At 47.9% G+C, this 22069-nt stretch carries 18 protein-coding genes, 1 tRNA gene and 1 pseudogene; 16 read left to right on the top strand and 4 right to left on the bottom strand.

Annotated features, from left to right (window positions below):
• The first annotated feature begins 71 nt into the window (after nucleotides 1–71).
• Nucleotides 72–475 (top strand): annotated as a pseudogene (locus BKE30_RS16640) (CDI toxin immunity protein).
• A 138-nt stretch (nucleotides 476–613) separates the two neighbouring features.
• Here BKE30_RS16640 and BKE30_RS11410 read toward each other — a convergent pair.
• The 3 genes from BKE30_RS11410 to gltX all read right to left on the bottom strand — a co-directional run bounded on the left by BKE30_RS11410 (nucleotide 614) and on the right by gltX (nucleotide 2666).
• Nucleotides 614–829, bottom strand: coding sequence for an Arm DNA-binding domain-containing protein (locus tag BKE30_RS11410; RefSeq protein WP_076878715.1), 216 nt, complete (start codon nucleotides 827–829; stop codon nucleotides 614–616).
• Between the two features lie 200 nt (nucleotides 830–1029).
• A tRNA-Ala gene (locus tag BKE30_RS11405) sits at nucleotides 1030–1105 on the bottom strand.
• 43 nt (nucleotides 1106–1148) lie between these two features.
• Nucleotides 1149–2666: a glutamate--tRNA ligase gene (gltX, locus tag BKE30_RS11400; protein WP_076878714.1), complete on the bottom strand. Its 1518-nt coding sequence runs from the start codon at nucleotides 2664–2666 to the stop codon at nucleotides 1149–1151.
• Between the two features lie 194 nt (nucleotides 2667–2860).
• On the opposite strand from gltX, the gene BKE30_RS11395 reads away from it, so the two are divergent.
• The 9 genes from BKE30_RS11395 to BKE30_RS11355 all read left to right on the top strand — a co-directional run bounded on the left by BKE30_RS11395 (nucleotide 2861) and on the right by BKE30_RS11355 (nucleotide 13342).
• Nucleotides 2861–3880, top strand: coding sequence for a sulfate ABC transporter substrate-binding protein (locus BKE30_RS11395; RefSeq protein WP_076878713.1), 1020 nt, complete (start codon nucleotides 2861–2863; stop codon nucleotides 3878–3880).
• Nucleotides 3881–4317: 437 nt separating this feature from the next.
• A complete protein-coding gene (rsmH, locus tag BKE30_RS11390) occupies nucleotides 4318–5232 on the top strand; it encodes a 16S rRNA (cytosine(1402)-N(4))-methyltransferase RsmH (RefSeq protein ID WP_076878712.1) in 915 nt (304 codons plus the stop codon).
• Complete coding sequence (gene ftsL / locus BKE30_RS11385; protein WP_076878711.1) at nucleotides 5232–5540, top strand: cell division protein FtsL; 309 nt, start codon at nucleotides 5232–5234, stop codon at nucleotides 5538–5540. Before rsmH ends, ftsL begins: the two co-directional genes overlap by 1 nt.
• A gap of 17 nt (nucleotides 5541–5557) precedes the next feature.
• Entirely contained in the window at nucleotides 5558–7390 is a 1833-nt protein-coding gene (locus BKE30_RS11380; protein ID WP_076878710.1) for a peptidoglycan D,D-transpeptidase FtsI family protein, read from the top strand.
• 7 nt (nucleotides 7391–7397) lie between these two features.
• Nucleotides 7398–8921 carry a UDP-N-acetylmuramoyl-L-alanyl-D-glutamate--2,6-diaminopimelate ligase gene (locus BKE30_RS11375; RefSeq protein WP_076878709.1) on the top strand — a complete coding sequence of 508 codons (1524 nt, stop codon included), beginning with the start codon at nucleotides 7398–7400 and terminating at the stop codon, nucleotides 8919–8921.
• Between the two features lie 98 nt (nucleotides 8922–9019).
• Nucleotides 9020–10441 (top strand): UDP-N-acetylmuramoyl-tripeptide--D-alanyl-D-alanine ligase, encoded by a 1422-nt coding sequence (locus tag BKE30_RS11370; RefSeq protein ID WP_076878708.1) that lies wholly within the window; start codon nucleotides 9020–9022, stop codon nucleotides 10439–10441.
• A 26-nt stretch (nucleotides 10442–10467) separates the two neighbouring features.
• Nucleotides 10468–11586, top strand: a complete 1119-nt coding sequence (gene mraY / locus BKE30_RS11365; protein WP_076878707.1) for a phospho-N-acetylmuramoyl-pentapeptide-transferase — start codon at nucleotides 10468–10470, stop codon at nucleotides 11584–11586.
• 127 nt (nucleotides 11587–11713) lie between these two features.
• The gene (locus BKE30_RS11360; protein ID WP_076878706.1) at nucleotides 11714–12439 is read left to right on the top strand and encodes a hypothetical protein; all 726 of its coding nucleotides are present in this window, start codon (nucleotides 11714–11716) and stop codon (nucleotides 12437–12439) included.
• A gap of 99 nt (nucleotides 12440–12538) precedes the next feature.
• A complete protein-coding gene (locus tag BKE30_RS11355; RefSeq protein ID WP_076878705.1) occupies nucleotides 12539–13342 on the top strand; it encodes a putative RNA methyltransferase in 804 nt (267 codons plus the stop codon).
• Between the two features lie 77 nt (nucleotides 13343–13419).
• On the opposite strand, the gene BKE30_RS11350 is transcribed toward BKE30_RS11355, so the two are convergent.
• Entirely contained in the window at nucleotides 13420–16098 is a 2679-nt protein-coding gene (locus BKE30_RS11350; RefSeq protein WP_083698549.1) for a penicillin-binding protein 1A, read from the bottom strand.
• Nucleotides 16099–16264: 166 nt separating this feature from the next.
• On the opposite strand from BKE30_RS11350, the gene BKE30_RS11345 reads away from it, so the two are divergent.
• The 6 genes from BKE30_RS11345 to aroK are packed head-to-tail and all read left to right on the top strand — an operon-like array spanning nucleotide 16265 to nucleotide 22057.
• On the top strand, nucleotides 16265–17323 hold the full coding sequence (locus BKE30_RS11345) for a pilus assembly protein PilM (RefSeq protein ID WP_076878703.1): 1059 nt from the start codon (nucleotides 16265–16267) through the stop codon (nucleotides 17321–17323).
• A complete protein-coding gene (locus BKE30_RS11340; RefSeq protein WP_076878702.1) occupies nucleotides 17323–18000 on the top strand; it encodes a PilN domain-containing protein in 678 nt (225 codons plus the stop codon). The genes BKE30_RS11345 and BKE30_RS11340 overlap by 1 nt, the downstream gene beginning before the upstream one ends.
• The gene (pilO, locus tag BKE30_RS11335) at nucleotides 18000–18716 is read left to right on the top strand and encodes a type IV pilus inner membrane component PilO (RefSeq protein WP_076878701.1); all 717 of its coding nucleotides are present in this window, start codon (nucleotides 18000–18002) and stop codon (nucleotides 18714–18716) included. The genes BKE30_RS11340 and pilO overlap by 1 nt, the downstream gene beginning before the upstream one ends.
• Nucleotides 18713–19240, top strand: a complete 528-nt coding sequence (locus tag BKE30_RS11330; protein WP_076878700.1) for a pilus assembly protein PilP — start codon at nucleotides 18713–18715, stop codon at nucleotides 19238–19240. The genes pilO and BKE30_RS11330 overlap by 4 nt, the downstream gene beginning before the upstream one ends.
• Nucleotides 19241–19259: 19 nt before the next feature.
• A complete protein-coding gene (gene pilQ / locus BKE30_RS11325; RefSeq protein WP_076878699.1) occupies nucleotides 19260–21482 on the top strand; it encodes a type IV pilus secretin PilQ in 2223 nt (740 codons plus the stop codon).
• A gap of 26 nt (nucleotides 21483–21508) precedes the next feature.
• Nucleotides 21509–22057, top strand: a complete 549-nt coding sequence (gene aroK, locus BKE30_RS11320; protein WP_076878698.1) for a shikimate kinase AroK — start codon at nucleotides 21509–21511, stop codon at nucleotides 22055–22057.
• Nucleotides 22058–22069 lie beyond the last annotated feature (12 nt).

Below are 22069 nucleotides of genomic sequence, written 5' to 3'. Positions count from 1 at the left end.
GACATTTTTATAACTCTTTCCACTCTGATGAACAGTACTACTAGGATATATAAGTAATTTGTTTTTAAAGAATGAGGAGAGGTATGAGCAGCTTATTTGAAGAGTGCATAGAAGCTCTAAATCCAAAAGTTTTGGTACTAAAAAATGATGAAGGGAAGATCGTAGCGGATACTTTTTTAAAAAGTGTAAAGCAAACCTCATGGGGACGTATAGACTGGCATGTATGTCCTATGATATTTCAAACATGTAAATTTTCAGAACTAGAAGCGTTTTTTAAAAAAGAAAAATGGGCTAATGAAGAGCTCTATATTTTTGGATAGATATTTCGCATAAGGTTTTAAAAACTGATTTGATATCTTTATTAAGGAGTATAGATGATATAACGGCTGTTAGTTTCGGTACTTTTATATTATTTTCTAAACAAAATCTATTCGTGGAAATATGGTCTGATGAATTTACTGTAGGTATGTATTAGGATTAAAAGTATGCACAAGAAATATGAGGAATATGTAACATTGTGCGCTTAAATAAAATCAACAGGCAAAGGGAGCCAGTACGGAAAAGATAAGAGGTATTAGCAGCAGAGTTTAGTCAATTAAAAAAATTGGATATCTTAGCCTTCTTTGTTTTGTGTAGCTTTTAATGCATCCAGATAATCAGCCCATGCCTGCATCATTGGCTTGCCTTCAAAACGATAGGCCAAGCGCCAGTATTTGCTGCCATTAGAAAAAACATGCAGTTGCAGGCCGCCACCATCACTGTATTTGTCAGGCCTTTTTTCTATATCGGGAGAAGGTTTGAGTTTTTTGATTTTGGTATCGGTAAGCATGATCTAACCCTATGAAATAGTGCTAAAAAAAGCATTTTGTTGGTATGGGTTGGGCTAAAAGAGCATGTACCAACAGAAGTACCAACAACTATGCTTGGATTCAGTTAAATTGCCTAGGATGCCATTGGACAACAAAAAAGCCTTGGAGCTATATGCTTCAAGGCTTTTCGGACGATTTTGGACTTCTTTGAATCTAAATATGGTGGAGATAAGCGGGATCGAACCGCTGACCTCTACAATGCCATTGTAGCGCTCTACCAACTGAGCTATATCCCCATGGGTTGCAGATGTTAAGCAGTTGGTGCTGTCCTGTCAATCATTAAGTGGGATTGATTTCATCATCTGCTGAAATTTTCGGCAGTTGCAGGCTTTCATTCAGTTTTTGCCATGCCTTGGTTTCATTTTTACTCACGCCACCCAGCACTTCCAGCGCTGCACGCAAGCGCGCATAAGTTAGGTCAGCACCCAGAATCACCATGGATTCCATCACGGGTGTGCTGCTGGTTGAGCCGGCAATCGCCACAAAAAATGCTGGCATAAAGTCACGCAGCTTGATACCCATTTGCTCAGCCAGCGTCATCAGGGTCTGGCTCACGGTGTCCTTGTTCCAGCTGACCAGGGCTTCCAGACGCCATACCGCCAGTTGCAGGCTCTGACGCACCTGTTCTTCAGTCAGTTTCTTGCTGGCAAAAGCATCAGGCCCAACTTTGGGGACACGGTTAAAGAAAAACCCAGCCCAGTCAATCGCATCAGACAGGGTATTAATACGGGGTTGAATGGCAGCGGCAATCTGTTCCAGCTTTTCACGGTTACCACGCCATGCCAGAATTTTATCCAGTAGCTGGCCCGGTGTTAAACCTTTAATCCACTGACCATTCAGCCAGTTTAGTTTTTCTACATCAAAAATTGGCCCACCCAAGGACACCCGTTTGAGATCAAAATGGGCAATCATGTCATCCAAGCTAAATTGCTCGCGCTCATCCGGCATTGACCAGCCCATACGCCCCAGATAATTCAGCAGGGCTTCCGGCAAAATGCCAATATCACGGTAATAGGTAATACTGGTTGGGTTTTTGCGTTTGGACAGTTTGGACTTGTCCGGGTTGCGCAGTAGTGGCATATGACACAGTACCGGCATGTCCCAGCCAAAATACTGGTATAGCAACTGATGCTTGGGTGCAGATGGAATCCATTCTTCGCCACGAATGACATGGGTAATTTGCATCAGGTGATCATCCACCACATTGGCCAGATGATACGTGGGCATGCCGTCGGTTTTGAGCAAAATCTGCATGTCCACCTGTTCCCACGGAATTTCAATTGTGCCCCGTAGCATGTCATCAATCTGGCAAGTGCCACTTTGCGGGATTTTCATGCGGATCACATGTGGCTCACCGGCAGCCAGGCGTTGCTGTACTTCAGACTCGGACAGCTTTAAGCCACGGCCATCATATTTTGGCGTTTCACCACGTGCCTGTTGTTCAGCGCGCATCTGGTCCAGCTCTTCGCTGCTGGCAAAGCAGTAAAATGCATGGCCTTTTGCCACCAGGTCTTCAGCATATTGCTTATAAATACCCATACGCTCACTTTGGCGATAGGGCGCATGTGGCCCACCAATATCCGGCCCCTCAGCCCAGCTTAGACCCAGCCAGCGTAGTGAATCCAGAATCATTTTTTCAGATTCAGGCGTTGAGCGGGTTTGATCGGTGTCTTCAATCCTTAAAATAAATTCACCACCATGTTGCCGGGCAAAGCACAGGTTAAACAGCGCGATATAGGCAGTTCCTACATGGGGAAAACCGGTTGGAGAGGGCGCAATACGGGTACGGACAGTCATAGGTCTGGGCAGGCAAAATTTCTAAATTGCAGGGATTATAGCGGAAAATTTACAGCCACGTTCGCTATTCGCAGCAAGGGAGACGCTCATGCGTATAGCAAAAAAACAGATAAGAAATGAAATTTTAATTATTTTTTTAAGTTGAATTTTTTAATTACGCTTGCCAGCAGAACAGACAAACAAGGCCATAATGAATGAAAAACCGGGCAATAAAAGCAGCAGGGCTATTATTTCTGGCTGGCAGTCTTTTGGCATCCAGTGTGTATGCCGACACGCATTCAGCCCATAAATTTTTGAATGTGTCGTATGACCCAACCCGTGAATTTTATCAGGACTATAACCAGTCATTTGCAAGTTTCTGGAAAAAACACACGGGTCAGGAGGTAACGTTTCAGCAATCCCATGGCGGTTCTGGCAAACAGGCCCGGGCAGTCATTGATGGCTTGCAGGCCGATGTAGTCACGCTGGCACTGGCCAATGATATTGATGAAATCAGTGCTGCCGGACTGATTGATAAAAACTGGCAAAAAGAGTTTCCCAGCAATTCGGCACCTTATACCTCAACCGTGGTTTTTCTGGTGCGCAAAGGCAATCCCAAAAACATTAGGGACTGGAATGATTTAACCAAAGGCGGTGTAGAAATTATTACCCCCAATCCAAAAACCGGTGGCGCCCCGCGCTGGATTTATCTGGCCGCATGGGGTTATGCACTTAAACAGCCCGGTGGCAATGACACCAAGGCGCGTGAGCTGGTTAAGCAGTTATACCACAATGTCAAGGTGCTGGATTCAGGCTCGCGCGGCTCGCTTACCACATTTGCCGAACGTGGCATTGGCGATGTGCTGTTGTCATGGGAAAACGAGGCATTGCTGGCTACCAAGGGACTAGGCAAGGACAAGTTTGATATTGTTTATCCTTCGGTTTCCATTCTGGCTGAGCCGTCAGTGGCCATTGTCGATAAAAATGTTGATAAGGATGGTAACCGTAATTTGGCCAAGGGCTATTTGAATTATCTATATTCGCCAGTCGGACAGGAACTGGCCGCACAGCATTTTTTCAGGCCACGCGATAAAAAGGTACAGGCCAAGTATGCTGTGCAATTTCCTACCATTAAGCTGTTTACCATTGGTGATGTGTTTGGAGGCTGGCCTAAGGCGCAGCAAACCCATTTTGTGAATGGTGCCATTTTTGACCAGATTTATGAGGCGCGATAAAGCGAAGCATTGCTTCGCCGCGCCGCAAGGTGAGCAGCTATGCTGTAAGTGGGCGCGATAAAGCGAAGCAGTGCCCAGTTGTGCTGCAAGAAATAGTGGTTATTGGCGAATACGGTGAAGTGCTGCTTCAGGTCACTATCAGATATGAACGATGCTGAGAAAAGGTATAAAGCCCTTGCCACGCATTGTTTTACCAGCTCCTATGCTGCCGGTTTATTGGATGAAGTCAGTATTGAATAAACCGGCAGTGTGGTGAGGCCATAATAGGGTCTTAGTAGAATTAATAGACTTGGGGATAACCAGAAAACTAAACTTTGAATCAGAAACTTAAATAATTCTAATAAATGTGACCTGCTACAAAAAGTTGCTTTGCGCAGCCGTGCAACAACATGATAATGTCGCCCCTTGCAGGTCTTCTTCTTTACAAGTGTTGCGGTATGTCCCATATTTCTGTGCTATTAAATGAAACGATTGATGCGTTACTGGCTGGACGCACAGAAGGAATCTACATTGATGCCACCTTTGGGCGTGGCGGTCATACGCAGGCCCTGTTAAAACGCCTGAGTGCCAACAGCCGGGTCATTGCATTTGATAAAGACCCACAGGCACAGGCCGTCGGTGCAGCCATGGTGGGGCAGGATTCGCGGCTAACCATGGTGCATGCCAGTTTTGCCGATCTAGCCGAGCAACTGGAACAGCTAAATACTGGTTTGGTCGATGGTGTCATGGCCGATCTGGGGGTGTCTTCACCGCAACTGGATCAGGCCGGGCGTGGCTTTAGCTTTATGCAGGATGGCCCGCTGGACATGCGCATGGACAACAGTAAGGGGCTAACTGCCAGCCAGTGGCTACAGGATATTGAAGAAGAAGACTTGGCCAATGTATTATTTCAATATGGCGAGGAGCGGTATAGCCGCCGCATTGCCAGAGCCGTTAAACAGGCAGGCCTGATTGAAACCACGGGTCAACTGGCACAAATTGTCAAGGAAGCACACCCCAAGTGGGAAAAGCACAAGCATCCGGCCACGCGCAGTTTTCAGGCCATCCGTATTGCGATTAATCATGAGCTTGATGATTTAACCCACTTTTTACCACAGGCTGTACAGGCCTTAAAGCCACAGGGAAGACTGGCTGTGATTAGTTTTCATTCACTGGAAGACCGCTTGGTCAAGCAGTTTATTCAGCAGCAATCCACCTTGCCGGAACAACAGGGCTGGTTGCCACAATCAGAAGCAGATCCACGCACCTTAAAAAAAGTGGCACGTATTGCGCCAAGCCCGGAAGAAGTGAGTGAGAATCCGCGCGCGCGTAGTGCCTGGCTACGTGTGGCTGAGCGTCTGGAGCATGCCTAATGGCCATCAGATCAGTATTACATTCCCCTGCCTTAAAAACATGGGTTTTGCCCATATTATTGGTGCTGCTTATTGTTGGTAGTGCTCTGGCTGTGGTTCAGCAGGTATTTATGTACCGGCAGGAATTCCGGGACTTGCAGGAAGTGCGCAAGGCACGCGAAAATCTGGATGTTGAGTGGAGCCGCTTACTGATTGAGCAGCAAACCTTTGGGGCTACGGCACAAATTGGCAGTCGCGCGGTGATGACCCTGCGCATGTACTCACCGCCGCCTTCTCAAACCGTGGTTTTGACCACACCGACGTTGTAAGCAGGCTTATTGCATCAATGAAAAAAAATATTCTTGCTGGCGACCAAAAAAAACGGACAAAACAGCGTTCTGTGACACAAAAGCCCAGCCTTGCGGTTGATTTGTGGCGCTTTAAAATCCTGTGGGGCTGTGTTGCTGCATTTTTTGTGATTCTGGTGGCACGGGCCTTTTATGTGCAAGTACTGGATCACCAGTTTTTGCAGCAAAAAGCCGATGCCATGATATTGCGCACCGATACGCTTAAGGCCACACGTGGTGTGATTAGCGACCGTAATGGGGTGCCACTGGCAATCAGTACGCCCATGGTCAACCTGTGGATGGACCCCAAGGAATACTTTGAGGCCATGGCAGAGCATCGGGAAATTGAGCAAAAGCTCAGGGAAAACCCGACCAGTGCGCGGCTTAAGCGGCAACTGGCCAAGACTAATTTTGATTTAAATGCGCTGGCTGATGCCATTGGGGAAGACCGCGAAAAGCTGATCCAGCTGGTTAACCGCCGCAAAACGTCACGTTATATTATTTTAAAGCGCCAGTTACCACCACCCACTGCAAAGGTGATTTTAAGCCGTAAGTTCCAGTCGGTTTATCCGGAAAATGATTTTAAGCGCTATTATCCGCAAGCCCAGCCCAATGCCCAGATTATTGGCCTCACCAACCGTAATGGCCGTGGTATTGAAGGGCTGGAAATGGCATGGAACAAGCTGCTGACTGGTGAAGATGGCAAGATGCGGGTGATGCGTGACCGCCGGGGTAACCGGATTAAGGATGTCGAGCTGGTTAAGCCCGAAACACCCGGCAAGAACATGACGCTCAGTATTGATTCGCGGTTGCAGTATATTTTATACCGTGAACTTACTGCTGCCGGGATTGCCCAGAATGCGCGCTCTGCCACGGCAGTAGCGGTAGATGTCAAGACCGGTGAAATTCTGGCAATGACCAGTTGGCCATCGTTTAATCCCAATGATCCCAACGGCTTAAATAACAAGGATGCCATGCGAAACCGCGCGGCCATTGACATGTTTGAGCCGGGTTCTACCATGAAACCGATTTCCATGATGGCGGCACTGGAATCTGGTAAATGGCAGGTCAACGATATTGTCAATACCAATCCGGGCAGCATGATGATTGGCAATCACCGGATTAGTGACACGCACAATTATGGCGTGCTGGACATGCGCGGCATTATCGTTAAATCATCCAACGTGGGCACTGCAAAAATTGCCTTGTCGTTACCTTATAGCACCATGCCTACTTTCTTTAAGCGGCTGGGTTATGGCCAGCGTACCGCAGTGCATTTCCCCGGTGAAGCAGCCGGCCTGATTTTGCCTTCCAGATTATGGAATGTGTCTGAAGTGGCCACCATGTCGTATGGCTATAGCCTGAATGCCACTGCATTACAGGTTGCGCAGGCCTATGCCACCTTGGGCAATAGTGGGGTTTCGCATCCCTTGAGCCTTAAAAAGCTGGATAAAGTGCCTGCGGGTGAACAGCTGATAGACCCTAAAATTGCTCAGGAAGTACTTGGCATGATGGAAGGGGTGGTTGAGCCGGGTGGTACTGCCACACGCGCTGCTATTCCAGGTTACCGGGTAGCGGGTAAAACTGGTACAGCGCGCAAGCTGGTTAATGGCCGCTATTCCACCACAGAATATCGTGCCTTATTTGCCGGGATTGCCCCGGTAAGTAATCCGCGCATTGCCATGGTGGTGGTGGTGGAAAATCCGGTCAGTAAATATGGTGGCCTGGCTGCTGCCCCGGTTTTTAGCAAAGTGATGCAGGAAACCTTGCGCTTGCTCAATGTACCACTGGACAAACCACTGGACTTGCCAAAATCAACCCCTGCAGCTTGAGGCCAGCATGTCAAATACCTTATTTCAGCTATGGCCAGAGCACGCCAATGATGCATGGCCTGTCCAGCCGCTAAACAAACTGGTGCTGGATAGCCGTAGTGTTCAGCCGGGTGATGTGTTTTTTGCCTTGCATGGCACCACACAGGCCGCGCGCATGGCCGAGTTTATTCAATCGGCGCTGGATCAGGGGGCCATAGCTGTTTTTAGTGAAGTGGCTGTAAGCCAGTTTGAAACTCAGCCGGTATTTTTGATTGAAGATTTACGCCAGTGGATTGGTGTGCTGGCCCAACGCTGGCTACAACAGCAACAGGCCGTGCATTTACCCCGGATTGCTGCGGTAACGGGCACTAATGGCAAAACCACGGTAACCCGCCTGCTGGCAGAGCTGTTACATCAGGCTGAATTTGCAAGTGCTGTCATGGGCACCACGGGCAATGGCATTTTACCGAATATTGAGCCATCGACCCACACCACCGTGGATGCCATCCACCTGCAACAGCAATTACACCAGTTTGGCCAGCAAGGGGCCTTGTATGCCTGCCTTGAGGCCAGTTCACATGGGCTGGATCAGGGACGTTTGGCCGGAACACCGGTTGAGGTGGCCATTTTTACCAATTTAACCCGTGATCATCTGGACTACCATGGCACGCTGGAACACTATGCCGCTGCCAAGGCCAGATTGTTTGCGTTTCCTTCCCTAAAACACATTATTTTAAATGCCGATGATCCTGCTTCAGCCATCATGCAAGCCAGTGCAGAGCAGGCCGGCCATGGCTCAGGACAAGGTGCAGTCCTCTGGACATATTCCCTAAAAGATTCCAGTGCCGATTTTTATGTCCAGCAAGTGCAGTATTCGCTGGCAGGCGCAATGGTGGCTTTAAAAACTCCGCAGGGGCAATGCAGCCTGCATAGTCCGTTACTGGGCCATTTTAATGTGGCTAATTTACTGGCGGCAGTGGCTGGCGCGCTGGCATTGGGTTTAAGCCTTGCACAAATTCAGCAGTTTGTTCCATTGCTACAGGGTGCGCCGGGGCGCATGCAGGTGGTTAATGACCATGACCGGTTGTTTGTGGTGGATTATGCGCATACACCCGATGCCTTGACGCAAGTGCTGGGTAGTCTCAAGCATCATGTGGCCGGTGAGGGCCAGCTCTGGGCCGTGTTTGGTTGTGGTGGTGACCGTGACCGCGGCAAGCGTCCGTTAATGACACAGGCTGCGCTTGAGTTGGCTGACAAGGTGCTGTTAACCGCAGATAACCCGCGTACCGAGGCTGTTGCACAGATTCTGGATGACATGCTGACTGGTGTAACCGAACAGCAGCACCGCAAACTACAGGTTGAAGCAGATCGCCGTCTTGCCATTCGTCAGGCAGTGGCACAGGCCAGGCCACATGATATTGTAGTGATTGCAGGCAAGGGCCATGAAAACTATCAGGAAATTGATGGGGTACGCCACTGGTTTGATGACGTGGTGGAATTAAGGGCCGCATTAGGCTTAAATGGCACACCGCCATCCGGTTACCCGGCGTAGCTGCTGGTTTTTTTATGCATATTGGGCATATCGAGTAAATCATGGGTCAGTCCGATTCTTTTCAACATAGCGCTTCTTTTCAAGAGTCATCTTCTCAAATGCCATCTTCTGCTGTGCCTGATTCGTGGAGCAGTAAGCAATTACAACTGGCAACACAAGGGCAGTGGCACAACCTGCAAGCTGGGTCGCCACAACAGTTTAAGCAGATTGTGACCGATAACCGTCGCATTCAGCCTAGTGGTGTTTTTTTGGCACTGGTTGGCGAGCGGTTTGATGGCCATAATTTTGTGGCTGACGCTGTTGCCAGTGGCGCAACGGCTGTGATTGTTTCCCGTCTTATCGAACAGTTGGCTGTGCCACAACTGCTGGTAGCGGATACGCGTCTGGCACTGGGCCACTTGGGTGGCTATCGTCGCCAGCAGTGTCCGGATTTAACGGTTTTAGCTCTTACGGGCAGTAGTGGTAAAACCACCGTCAAGGAAATGCTGGGCAGTATTTTACGGATTGGCGCGCCTGCGCTGGTGACCCGTGGCAATTTAAACAATGACCTTGGCGTCCCCATGATGTTGCTGGAGCTATTGCCGGAACACCGCTATGCCGTGATGGAACTGGGTGCCAACCATGTGGGTGAAATTGATTACACCTCAAATCTGGTCAAGCCACAGGTTGCCGGAGTGCTGAATATTGGTACGGCACATATGGGCGAATTTGGTGGCCGTCTGGGTATTGCCCGCGCCAAGTCAGAAATTTTTAATCATCTGGATGAAGCAGGCATTGCCATCGTCCCTGCGCAGGGTGATTTTAGTGATGTGGTGCAGCAGGCCGCCAGTCGTCATAAAACCATTTCATTTGGTACGGGCGGTGATGTCTTTGCCGAGCATATTGAATTACAGGCCAATAGCAGCCGTTTTGAGTTGGTAACGCCGCAGGGCCGGATAGCCATTTCATTGCCTTTTGCCGGACAACATAATATTGAAAATGCACTGGCTGCGGCCAGCTTTGCCTTGGCGATTGATATACCTTTACTACAAATTGCCCAAGGTCTGGAGTCGGCAGTGGGTGCACAAGGGCGCTTAACCTTCAAGCAGCATGGCAATTGGCTCATTATTGATGACACTTACAATGCCAATCCGCATTCCATGCGTGCTGCCGCACAGGTACTGGCTGCACAAGCTGGCAACAAGATACTGGTACTGGGTGATATTGGCGAGCTGGGTGATGCCGCTGCTGATGAACATTTTGCACTAGGGCAGGATCTGGCCAGACTGGAACTGGACGCGGTGTTTGCCGTGGGTGAGTTTGCAGCACAGACCATTGCTGGCCTACAGTTGCAAACATCCCAGATTCAGGCACAGGCATTTACTGAAAAATCCGAATTACTAGCACATCTGCGTCAATTTCTGGCACAGGCAGAAATGCCTGATGCCAGTTTATTATTCAAAGGCTCACGCTATACCAAAATGGAAAGCCTGATTGCCGATTTGATAGATGGCCCGCTTGCTGGCTCAATGGCTGGCTAAACTGCCAATTTAGGGGAGAATGCGTAATGCTGTTATGGCTATCTGAACAACTGGCAGTACACTTTAGCTGGTTTCAGGTTTTTCGATACTTAACCCTGCGGGCATTGTTAAGTGTTTTAACGTCACTGGGTATTGGCCTGATGGTTGGGCCGTACATGATTCGCAAGTTACGTGCGCTTAAATATGGTCAGGCGGTTAGTAATTTTGCCCCGGAAAACCATGCCGTCAAGATGGGTACGCCGACCATGGGCGGGGTACTTATCCTGATCAGTATTGGTATCAGTACGCTGCTGTGGTCAGATTTACGCAATCCCTATGTCTGGATTGTGCTGGGCGTCATGGTGGTGTTTGGTGCAGTGGGCTGGGCAGATGACTGGATCAAGATTCGCTATAAGGACAACAAGGGCCTGCCTGCGCGCAAGAAGTTTTTCTGGACGTCGATTGCCTCATTAGGGGCAGGTATTGCCCTGTATGCCATTGCCGCCCAGCAAACCAATCCGGTGCATAGTGCCGGTATGGTTGACCTGCTGATTCCATTTTTCAAAAACCTGAGTCTGCCATTTTCAGTTGTCCCTTATGGCATTGCCTTTATTGTATTTACCTATCTGGTAATCAATGGCGCCAGTAATGCCGTTAACCTGACTGATGGACTGGATGGGCTGGCCATTATGCCAGTAGTGATGGTGGCGGCGGCACTGGGTGTGTTTGCCTACTTATCTGGCGATGTGCGTTTTGCCGATTATCTGCATATTCCTTATGTGGCCTATGCCAGTGAGCTGGTGGTGATTTGTAGTGCCATGGTGGGCGCTGGGCTGGCGTTCCTGTGGTTTAATGCGCATCCTGCCGAAATCTTTATGGGCGATGTGGGCGCGCTGGCATTGGGGGCAATGCTAGGTACGCTGGCAGTGATGGTACGCCAGGAAATTGTATTTGCCATCATGGGCGGTGTATTTGTAATGGAAGCCGTATCGGTTTTCTTGCAAATTGGCTCGCTGCGCATGCGCCAGAAACGGGTATTTTTAATGGCACCACTGCATCATCATTATGAAAAGCAGGGCTGGAAAGAAACCCAAGTGGTCATTCGCTTCTGGATCATTACCATTATTCTGGTGGTGATTGGCTTGATGACACTAAAATTGCGTTAAGCGGTTTGCCAAACAAACAAATAGAAGCTGGCCAGTCCAGCTTTTTTTGTGGCTATCATTTGCCTGTCACAAATACGGCCTAAAATTTTTGCAGGGTTAAACTGTTGAATTATGCGGAGAGTGTACAGTGGCATTGCCTCAATATTACCGTACGCCTAAGGGAAATCAGGCACTTGAAAACCGTTCCATAAAATTAAGCTCCAGACAGCGGGCCTTGCTGCTGATGATTGAAAATGGCCATACCAGTCATTTAAGCCAGCAGCAGTTACGGCAACTGGCCACGGCGGATAATCTGGCAATCTTGCTGGAGCATCAACTCATTGTTGCAGGTACATCGGCTGTATCAGTGGACTCTCAAATTGCCACGCCGCTTGTTCAGCCTATTGCACTGGTCAGCCAATCCGACATGGATCAGCCGCATGAGCAGCAAATTTCTGCCAATGTATCCATTCAGCCAGCCGTTGACACATGGCCTGAAAGCGCGCATAAGCAAGCAATTGCAGCAGCTCAAGTGCCAGACCTTGCCGGACAGGATATTATTGTTTCCGCTGATCTGCACACGGCAGCCATGCTACAGGCAACACCGGATTATTTAACATTTGATGACGTCAAACAACTGATGATGAACAGCCTGCGTGAATATTGTGGCTTGCTGGCCAGTGCCTTAATTAAAGAGATCCAGCATGCCAGCAGTATCACCAAGCTGCGCATGTGCCAGATGCGCTGGGTGACCACCCTGACAGAAACCCGTGCTTCATCAGCACAAATTGCCATGTGGGTAGAGCAGATTAACTATAGTCTAAGTTGCCCCAGTGAGCAGGTCATCCCGTTATCTGAAGCCTTAACGCTATAAACTTTAATAAGCGGGCCGTTGAAATGACCGACTAAAATTAACTAATGGATAAAAACCTCATACAATAGCGCTGCTTTTAATCAGGATAGCGCCATTACCATGACCATTATTTGCCCCTTGTGCCACACTGACTTGCAACAGGAAAAAACACGCTGGGTATGCCATAACCAGCATAGTTTCGATGTGGCGCGGCAGGGCTATGTTAATTTATTACCGGTACAACATAAAAATAGCAAAAGTCCGGGCGATACAGCAGAGGCAGTACAGGCGCGGCGTGAATTTTTGCAGGCTGGCTTTTATCAGCCGCTAAAGGATAACTTAATGAACTGGCTGGCTGAACTACAGGCGCAGTCAATTTTGGATATGGGTTGCGGTGAAGGATTTTATACCAGTGGCATGCCTGCTGTGGCCACTAGGATTATCGGGGTGGATATTGCCAAAACTGCCGTACAAATTGCAGCCAGGCGTTATGCGCAGATTACCTGGTTAATTGCCAGCGCTGCCAAGTTGCCTATAGCCAGTGAATCGCTGGATGTGGTCACCAGTTTTTTTAGTCCCTTGCCGCGTGATGAAATGGCCCGTGTGCTCAAGCCCAATGGCTACCTGTTGATTGCTACCCCAGCTCCGGGACATTTATATGAGATGCGCGCTGCACTGTTTGAGCAAGTTAATCCGCACCAGCCCGACAAATTTATAGAAACATTAATGCCAGATTTTCAGTTAATCAGGCAGGATGTCTTAACGTATGAGCTGACGCTGGAACAAACCGCATTGCGCCATTTGATTGCGATGACGCCCTATGCCTGGAAAGCCAAAGCTGAAAAACGGCAACAGCTGGAACAGGCTGATTTGCTTAAAACCAGCGCCAGTTTTCAGATTTATTTGTTTCAAAAGCAGGGTTAAAACCTGTTGTCTTCATAAGGTTAAATGAAGACAACAGGTAAAGTAACAATAAATAAAAGACCTTTAAATATCAGCCTTTAAAAAATTTCCGAGGGCGCAACCGGACGTACTGGTGGTTTATTGGCTGGTACGGCAGGTGAAGTTGGCGCAGGATTTACCGGGGTACTGCCACTTGCTGGATTTGCATTACCGGTATTGCCAGCAGGCGGCGTGATGGGCGCAGTTGTTGGTGAGGTAGGCAAACTTGGCAGGTTAAGGTCATCATCATTCACCCCCATGTCCGGTAAATCTGCAAAATCATCCACCACGGTTACCTGCAATGGCTTGGGCTTATATAGTGGCGTTGCAACTGGCGGTACACGGCGCTGCTTACGCTGTTCATCATTGGCTACTAGGTCCAGCATCGGGTCATCAGCATTACGGTCCAGTGTGACCCATTTGCTGGGTGTATCTTTAAGCGCATCGCCCATAAACTTGATCCAGATGGGCAGGGCAGCAACCCCGCCATATTCACGGCGGCCCAAGGTTTTTGGCGTGTCAAAACCCACCCAGGAAATAGTGACCAGATTGCCATTAAAGCCAGCAAACCAGGCATCCTTGGCATCATTGGTGGTGCCGGTTTTACCGCCCAGATCATTACGTCCCAGTTTGAGCGCCGCACGTCCTGTCCCATGCACAATTACATCCTGCAGGATATTGGCCATATCAAACGCTGAGCTGGATTTAATAATCCGCGTGGCCTGCCGGTAGGTTTTATTATTGCTGGCAGAAGTAGTTACCGCCTGCACTGTGGCACTGGCATCTGCATTCTGGTTTTCAGCCGCAGGTGCTGCTTGGTCAACTGTTTTTTCAATAGGCTGGCCCTGCTTATTGCTCAATTCTACCACCTCGCCATTTGTATCGGCTGAAGGGGCAGAACCAGCATTGGCCTGCTCAGGATTGCTCAGGCAACTGGCACAGGCATACAGGGGATTGGCCTCAAACAATAATTGGTTATCCGGGTCCAGTACTTTTTCAATCACATAGGGCTGAATGCGAAAGCCCCCATTGGCAAAAGCCGCATAACCAGTGGCCATTTGAATTGGAAGCACTTGTGGCGTACCTAGCGCAATAGTCAGGTTACGGGGAATCTTGTCTTCTACCAGTCCAAAATGAACCAGAAAGTTACGGGCACGATCCAGCCCAACCGATTGTAACAAACGGATTGAAACCAGATTGCGTGACAGATACAGCGCACGACGCAGGGTAATACTACCCAGATAACGGCCATCCGAATTTTTAGGCTGCCACTTTCCCACTCTTAATGGACTATCGCTAACCACACTATAAGGGGTCATGCCACGTTCCAGTGCCAGAGTATAAATAAATGGCTTAATGGTTGAACCGGGCTGCCGCCAGCCTTGAACGGCACGGTTAAACTTGCTTTGGGCAAAGTCATAGCCACCCACGACTGCTTCTACTGCACCACTATTGGGATTTAAGGCAATCAACTGGCCTTGAACATCAGGAATCTGGGTCAGCACCCAGTTGCTTTTCTTGTCATCGGTAGGGCGCAGGCGAACAATATCATTGAGCTTGACAACCTGACTGGCATTAGCTGGCGTACCCCCGACACGGTCAGCGCTGTAATAACGGCGTGCCCATACCATGCCATCCCAGCCGACCGTAATTTTTTTGCCATCTACAAACTCTGCTTCAAAACTACGTGAATTGACCTTGGTTACTTTGGCAGGCCAGGTATTGGCATATGGCATAAACAGTTTTAAGGGCTTGTCATTGACTTCTGCACCACGCCAGCCATGCCGGCGGTCATAGGCTTCCAGCCCTTCACGCACTGCTGTTTCAGCCATGCTTTGACGCTTGCTGTCTACCGTCGTATAGACCTTGTAGCCAGAATTAATCACCTGTTCACCAAAACGTTTGACCATTTCTGCCCGGATTAACTCGGCCAGATAGGGATGTCTGGTTTTTACCCGGTATTCCCGCATATTGAGCTTAATGGGTTCTTCAACGGCATGCTGGTAAGTTTGCTGGTCAATCGAACCCAGTTGAAGCATGCGTGCCAGAATCCAGTTGCGGCGTTCCAGTGCACGCTCCGGATTAACCACCGGATTATAGCGGGAAGGCGCCTTGGGCAAGCCTGCAACCATGGCCATTTCAGCCACCGTCAGGTCTTTTAAGTCCTTGTTATAATAAATACGTGCCGCCGCAGCAATGCCATACGCATTTTTACCCAGAAAAATCTTATTCACATATAAAGTTAAGATTTCTTCCTTGGTCAGGCTTTGCTCAATCTTGCGTGCCAGAAAAATCTCGGTCAGTTTGCGGCGCAAGGTACGCTCAGGGGTTAAATAATAATTCTTGGCCACCTGCATGGTAATGGTTGAACCACCCGTCTGTGCACCACCGCTTACTGTTTCGCTGACAGCCCGCCCCAGTCCCTTAAAGCTCACACCATTATGTTCAAAAAAAGACGAATCTTCCGCGGCCAGAAAAGCCTGCACCATTTTTGGCGGAATCTGATCGTATTCCACAGGCATTGATAGCTTCTCGCCAAATTCGGCAATCAGTTCATTATCCTTGGTATAAACCTGTAGCGGTTTTTCCAATGCTGCTTCCTTCAGCAAATGCATATCTGGCAAGCTTGGATAAATATACAAGTACATGCCATAAAAGCCCATTGGAATTGCCATAACCATCACAATTGCGAATAAAAAAAATGGATAGATACGGCCCGAACACGATAGCTTTTTCATAACAAGTGCGTTTTAATACCTGCAGGGATCGGAATTGACGCAGTATAGCGCTAGAAACTTAGGATTGTTAGTTTTACTATATTTATTATAGTGGGCTATTCGCACTATGTATTGGCTCAGCTTGTGGTATATTCCGGATGTTTAGAACAATAACAGGGAACTTACGGTGCTTTCCTTTCAGCGTAAACAAAATAAAAGTCTTGTCGGGGTTGATATCAGTTCCACTTCTGTCAAGTTACTTGAATTGGACATCAGGGATGGACGGTACTGGGTAGAAAGCTATGGAATTCTGCCATTACCACCTCATGCAGTTGTCGAGAAAAACATTGCCGATCCTGAAAGTGTTGGCGAGACCATTGAACGACTACTGAACCTGACCAATCCTAAAAGTAATGGCGCCGCAGCGGCCGTGGCTTCCTCAGCAGTGATTACCAAAGTCATTGAAATGGATGCTGACATGACCGATGACGAGCGAGAAGTACAGATTCGTCTGGATGCCGAGCAGTATATTCCATATCCACTGGATGAAGTCAGCCTTGACTTTGAAGTTGTCGATATTTCACCCAATAATCCTAATCGTGTCAGTGTGCTTTTGGTTGCTTCGCGTACAGAAAATGTAGATATGCGCAGTGAAGCCATAGAGCTGGCAGGTTTGGTGCCCCGGGTGATTGATGTCGAATCCTATGCCATTGAACGCGCTTTTTCACTCATTATTGATACGCTGCCGGGCACACCGGATATCGTTGCCATTTTTGATATTGGCCATACCATGACCACCTTAAGCGTGCTTAAGGATGAAAAAATTATTTACAGCCGTGAGCAGTTGTTTGGGGGCAAGCAACTGACTGAAGATATTCAGCGCCGCTATGGATTGTCCTTCGATGAAGCCGGCCGTGCCAAAAAAGAAGGCAACCTGCCAGATGACTATGAGCCTGAAGTACTGCTTCCTTATATGGATGCCATTGTGCAGCAGGCTGCACGCTCATTACAGTTCTTTTATTCATCTACCCAGTACAATGATGTCGATCACATTTTGCTGGCTGGCGGCAATGCCAATATTCCAGGCCTCGCGCGCCTGTTGCAGGAAAAACTGGGGCATCGGGTAACCATTGCCAATCCATTTTTACAAATGGGTTTTGCATCCCAGATTGATGCCAACCAGATTGAAAATGATGCACCGTCATTACTGGTTGCCTGCGGATTGGCTTTACGGAGTTTTGATTAATGGCAAAGATAAACTTACTGCCATGGCGCGAAGCGCTCCGTGAGCAGCGAAAAAAAGAATTTATCAGTATTTCGATTGGGGTTTTCCTGCTGGGCTTGGTGTTATCAGCATTAGCGTGGGCCTTTGTAAATCAACGTTTAAATGATCAGCAACAGGCCAATCAGCTGGTTCAGACAGCTAATAGTGAACTGGATGTACGGTTAAAGGCACTGGATGGCCTGCAAGCTCATCGTGATGAAATTATTGAGCGTATGAAGCTGATTCAGGACTTACAGGGTAAGCGCCCAGTGGTGGTACGCCTGTTTGATGAAATGGCCCGCCTAACACCAGACCAGATGTTTATTACCCGTTTTGAGCGCACGGATAATAAGTTTACCATTACAGGGCGTGCCGAAAGTCCAAACACGGTATCCGAGTTCTTGCGTAATCTGGAAAATTCACCGTGGTTTAGAAATGCTTTCATGAACTCCTACACAGGGCAGGAAGCTAATACCCAGCCAAAGCCATCGGGAACCGTATTGCCACGGCCAGAAGACAATTTTGGCACGTTTCTGGTGACAGTCGATATTAGTGATGAAGCTGCTACATTGGATTTAGCAACTACGGATGCTACTGCACCAGCATCAGTTGCTACCAGTACTTCGGTACCAGCAACAACGACAGGGGGTCAACAGTAATGGATAATTTTGATGACTCTACACTAGAAAAAGATGAATTATTGGCGCCCAAGAAAAAGCCCTTTAATTTCCAGGAATTTATAAACAGCTTTAACTCACTGGATCCCCAGAACATGGGGAGCTGGCCCAGCTCGGTTAAAATTACAATTTATATTTTTGTACTGCTGCTGACGCTGGCACTGGCTTATTTTGTCCTGATCCGGCCTTTGCTAAATGATATTGACAACGCACGTGCACAGGAAGAAAGCCTGCTTAACGAGTATCGTGAAAAGGACTCCAAGCTTAGAAACCTGCAGTTGTATCAACGCCAGATTGAAGACATGGAGCGCACCTTTGGTGAATTGCTACAGCAGTTACCCAAAGAAACTGAAATTCCAGGTCTGGTTGAAGACATCAACTTTACCGGAGTAAGCAGTGGCTTACGCTTTAATACGATCAGTGTGCAACCGGAAGTAAAGCAGGAATTCTTTATTGAACTGCCAATTTCAATTGTGGCACAAGGTGACTATCACGCATTTGGCTCGTTTGTCAGTGGACTGGCAGCACTACCACGTATTGTGACGCTCCATGACTTTGTGATTGAAACCGTACCTGAGTCAGAAACCAAGAGTGAGGTTCCTGTTCTCAAAATGACAGTTCAGGCAAAAACCTATCGATATAGCGACCAGACTGAGGCTGACTCGGCTGCAACACCGGCAGGAGCACCACAACCATGAAGCTCAAGCTACTCATAATTACAGTATCCAGTACTCTTTTGCTGACAGGTTGCAGTTCACGGCTTGATGTTGTGAATGAGCAGATGCAACAAATCCGCAGTCAGCCGCCACAGCCTGTGCCCCCGGCACCGGTATTTTTACCGGTACCTTCGTTTGCTTATTCGGCCCAGCAGCTCAGAAGTCCATTTATGCCACCTAGTCTGGCTATGGAACTTAGCATCGCAGCTGGTCGGCAAATTATGCCTGATCTTTCACGGCCGCCGCAGTACCTTGAACAGTTCCCTATAGAATCCTTGATTATGAAAGGAACCTTAAGACGTTCAAATGGTTCATTATACGGCTTGATTCAAGCACCGGAGGGTGGTGTGGTGCGTGTCGAGAAGGGGAATTATCTGGGCAAAAATTATGGTCGTATTGTTGATATTTCGCCCAGCCAGATTTCTGTCGTTGAAATTGTACCTAATGGTCGTGAAGGTTTTGTTGAGCGTCCACGTAATCTCGTCATGATCGATGTTGGCGCATAAGGAATTTGAGGAAATAAAAATGAGGAACTCAATTAATCAGTTTGGTATGGGGGCAAAACCCGCAATGACTTTTTTTATGCGTCAACTTACACTTGCCAGCGCTTGTGCATTAGCTGTACAGGCAGCAGTTGCGGCTCAAGTAAGCTTAAACCAAGTGATACCACTGGCCTTGCCCAATAATGAAACAGAGTTGCGTCTGGTTTTTAGTAGTACGCCGCCTGAGCCTCAAGCCTATCAAATTGAGCAACCAACCCGTCTGGTACTGGACTTTCCAGAAACCATTAGTGCATTACCCAGCAACCGGATTAGTGTAGCCAGCAAGAATGCGCAAGATGTAAGTGTTGTTGATAATCAGGAGCGTACGCGTCTGGTTGTAAATCTCACTGAAGCAGGTAGCTACAGTACCCGGGTTGAAGGAAATACCCTGATTTTAAAGATTGGCCGTGCCACTGGTGTTACATCAGCTGCTGTAGTAACGCCTGTAATACCTGCTGTAGTTAACACAACTGTAGCGCCTGTACCTGCAGATATCCGGAATATTGATTTTCAGCGTGGCGCTGCCGGTGATGGGCTAATTACCGTGGATCTGTTAAACCCTTCATTGCCAGTTGATGTGCAACAGCAAGGCAGTCGGATTATTGTCCGGTTTTTAGGTGCTAAGGTTCCTTCGCAATTGCGCCGCCGACTGGATGTCAATGACTTTGCTACGCCAGTTTCCACTATTGATGCCTACAATGAAGGCAGCAACGGCATGATGGTAATTCAGCCGCAGGGCGAATACGAATACATGGCGTATCAGACGGATAATAAACTCACCATCAGTGTTAAGCCAGCAGTAAAGCCAGAAGTCACTACCAAGGCACGTGCTGAAGAAGTCTATACGGGGCAAAAACTTTCGCTGAATTTTCAGGACATCGATGTCCGTTCTGTTTTGCAGTTAATTGCTGATTTCACCAATTTGAATCTGGTTGCCAGCGATAGCGTCAATGGACGTATCACCATTCGTTTACAGAATGTACCTTGGGATCAAGCCTTAGATATTATTTTAAAAACCAAAGGATTGGATAAACGTCGTACCGGCAATGTCATTATGGTTGCGCCTGCAATCGAAATTGCTGCACGTGAAAAACTCGAAGCACAAGCAACCCAGCAGGTAGAACAACTGGCCCCTTTGCAAACCGAATATATCCAGCTGAGTTTTGCAAAAGCTACAGATATTCAAACCCTGATTACATCAGGTCGTAACAACGGTACTTCCGGAGGTGGTAACACAAGTAACTCAAGCGTTAACGGGATCGACAGTAATGTCGGCAGTTTATTGTCTGCTCGTGGTACCATTTCTATTGATCCACGCACCAATACTTTGATTATTCAGGATACCGTCAAGAAAATTGATGAAATTCGTGCCATGATTACACGTCTGGATATACCTGTTAAACAGGTAATGATTGAAGCACGTATTGTTAGAGCTACCAGTAATTTTGGTAAGGAAATGGGTGTAAAGTGGGGTATTTTATCGCAAGGCATTACCAATAATAATAGCTTACTGGTGGGCGGATCAGATACAACATTATGGAATCTGCGTGAACCGGAACTAGATGATGAGCTAGGCGGTTATACTTATGAGATTGAGCGGCCTGACAACTTGAATGTGGATTTAGGAGCCTCTAATCAACTTGGTAATCCAGCAAGTCTGGCTTTAGGACTAATTAGCTTATCTGATGTCATGTTAGACTTGGAGTTATCAGCATTACAGGCTGATGGTAAGGGTGAAGTGATTGCTACACCAAAAGTACTTACTGGTGATAAACAAAAAGCCCGTGTTGCTTCGGGGCAGCAAATACCATATCAGAATGCAACATCAAGTGGGGCTACTGCAGTACAATTTGTTAATGCTGAGTTAAGTCTGGAAGTCACGCCAAATATCACTCCGGATGGCAGAATTGGCATGGAGTTGTTTATCAATAGTGATACACCGGGAGCACCAATCACAGGCGGTGTGCCAATTAATACCAACCGTGTAGCAACCAATGTGCTGGTGAATGATGGTGAAACTGTAGTGCTTGGAGGCATTTTTCAAAATGAAACAGGTGACCGGGTTACTAAGGTGCCATTTTTAGGTGATTTACCAGTAGTGGGTACATTATTTAGGAACACGTATAAAGTTGATAACAAGCAGGAGTTACTGATTTTCGTAACCCCACGCTTGGTAACTGATACAACAACGCGTACACCGAAATAAATTGTGTAGGTAAAAAGGACAGTTTTTTGGATTCACATCACTTACACCCAGAGGCTAATACCAGCATTTATCTGGTAGGGCCAATGGGTGCTGGTAAAACGACAGTAGGACGGCATCTGGCAGATTTGCTAGGCCGTCCTTTTATCGACAGTGACCATGAAATTGAAGCCAGAACAGGCGCAAATATTCCGTGGATTTTTGAAAAGGAAGGTGAAGAAGGTTTTCGCCAGCGTGAACAGCAAGTCATTGATTACCTAACCCAGCAGTCTGGTATCGTTCTGGCAACTGGAGGTGGTGCAGTAACACGCGTGCAAAACTGCGAATTCCTGCAACAGCGTGGCATTGTCGTTTATTTATATACCCCGGTTGAAATGCAACTGGCCCGTACCTCACGGGATCGTAACCGGCCATTACTACAAGTGGCAAATCCTGAAGCAAAATTAAAAGAACTATTAGCCATTCGTGACCCGCTTTATCGGCAGGTAGCGCATCACGTTGTGCCTACTTCTGATGGCTCGGCACGCGATTTGGCACAAAAAATTATTCAATTGATTGGCCTAAACACGTTAAGATAAACGTAAAATCTT

This window comes from Alkanindiges hydrocarboniclasticus, from assembly GCF_001982605.1.
Lineage (GTDB): Bacteria > Pseudomonadota > Gammaproteobacteria > Pseudomonadales > Moraxellaceae > Alkanindiges > Alkanindiges hydrocarboniclasticus.
Note: the sequence above shows the minus strand (reverse complement) of the source record. Positions and strands in the feature narration are given on the sequence as shown.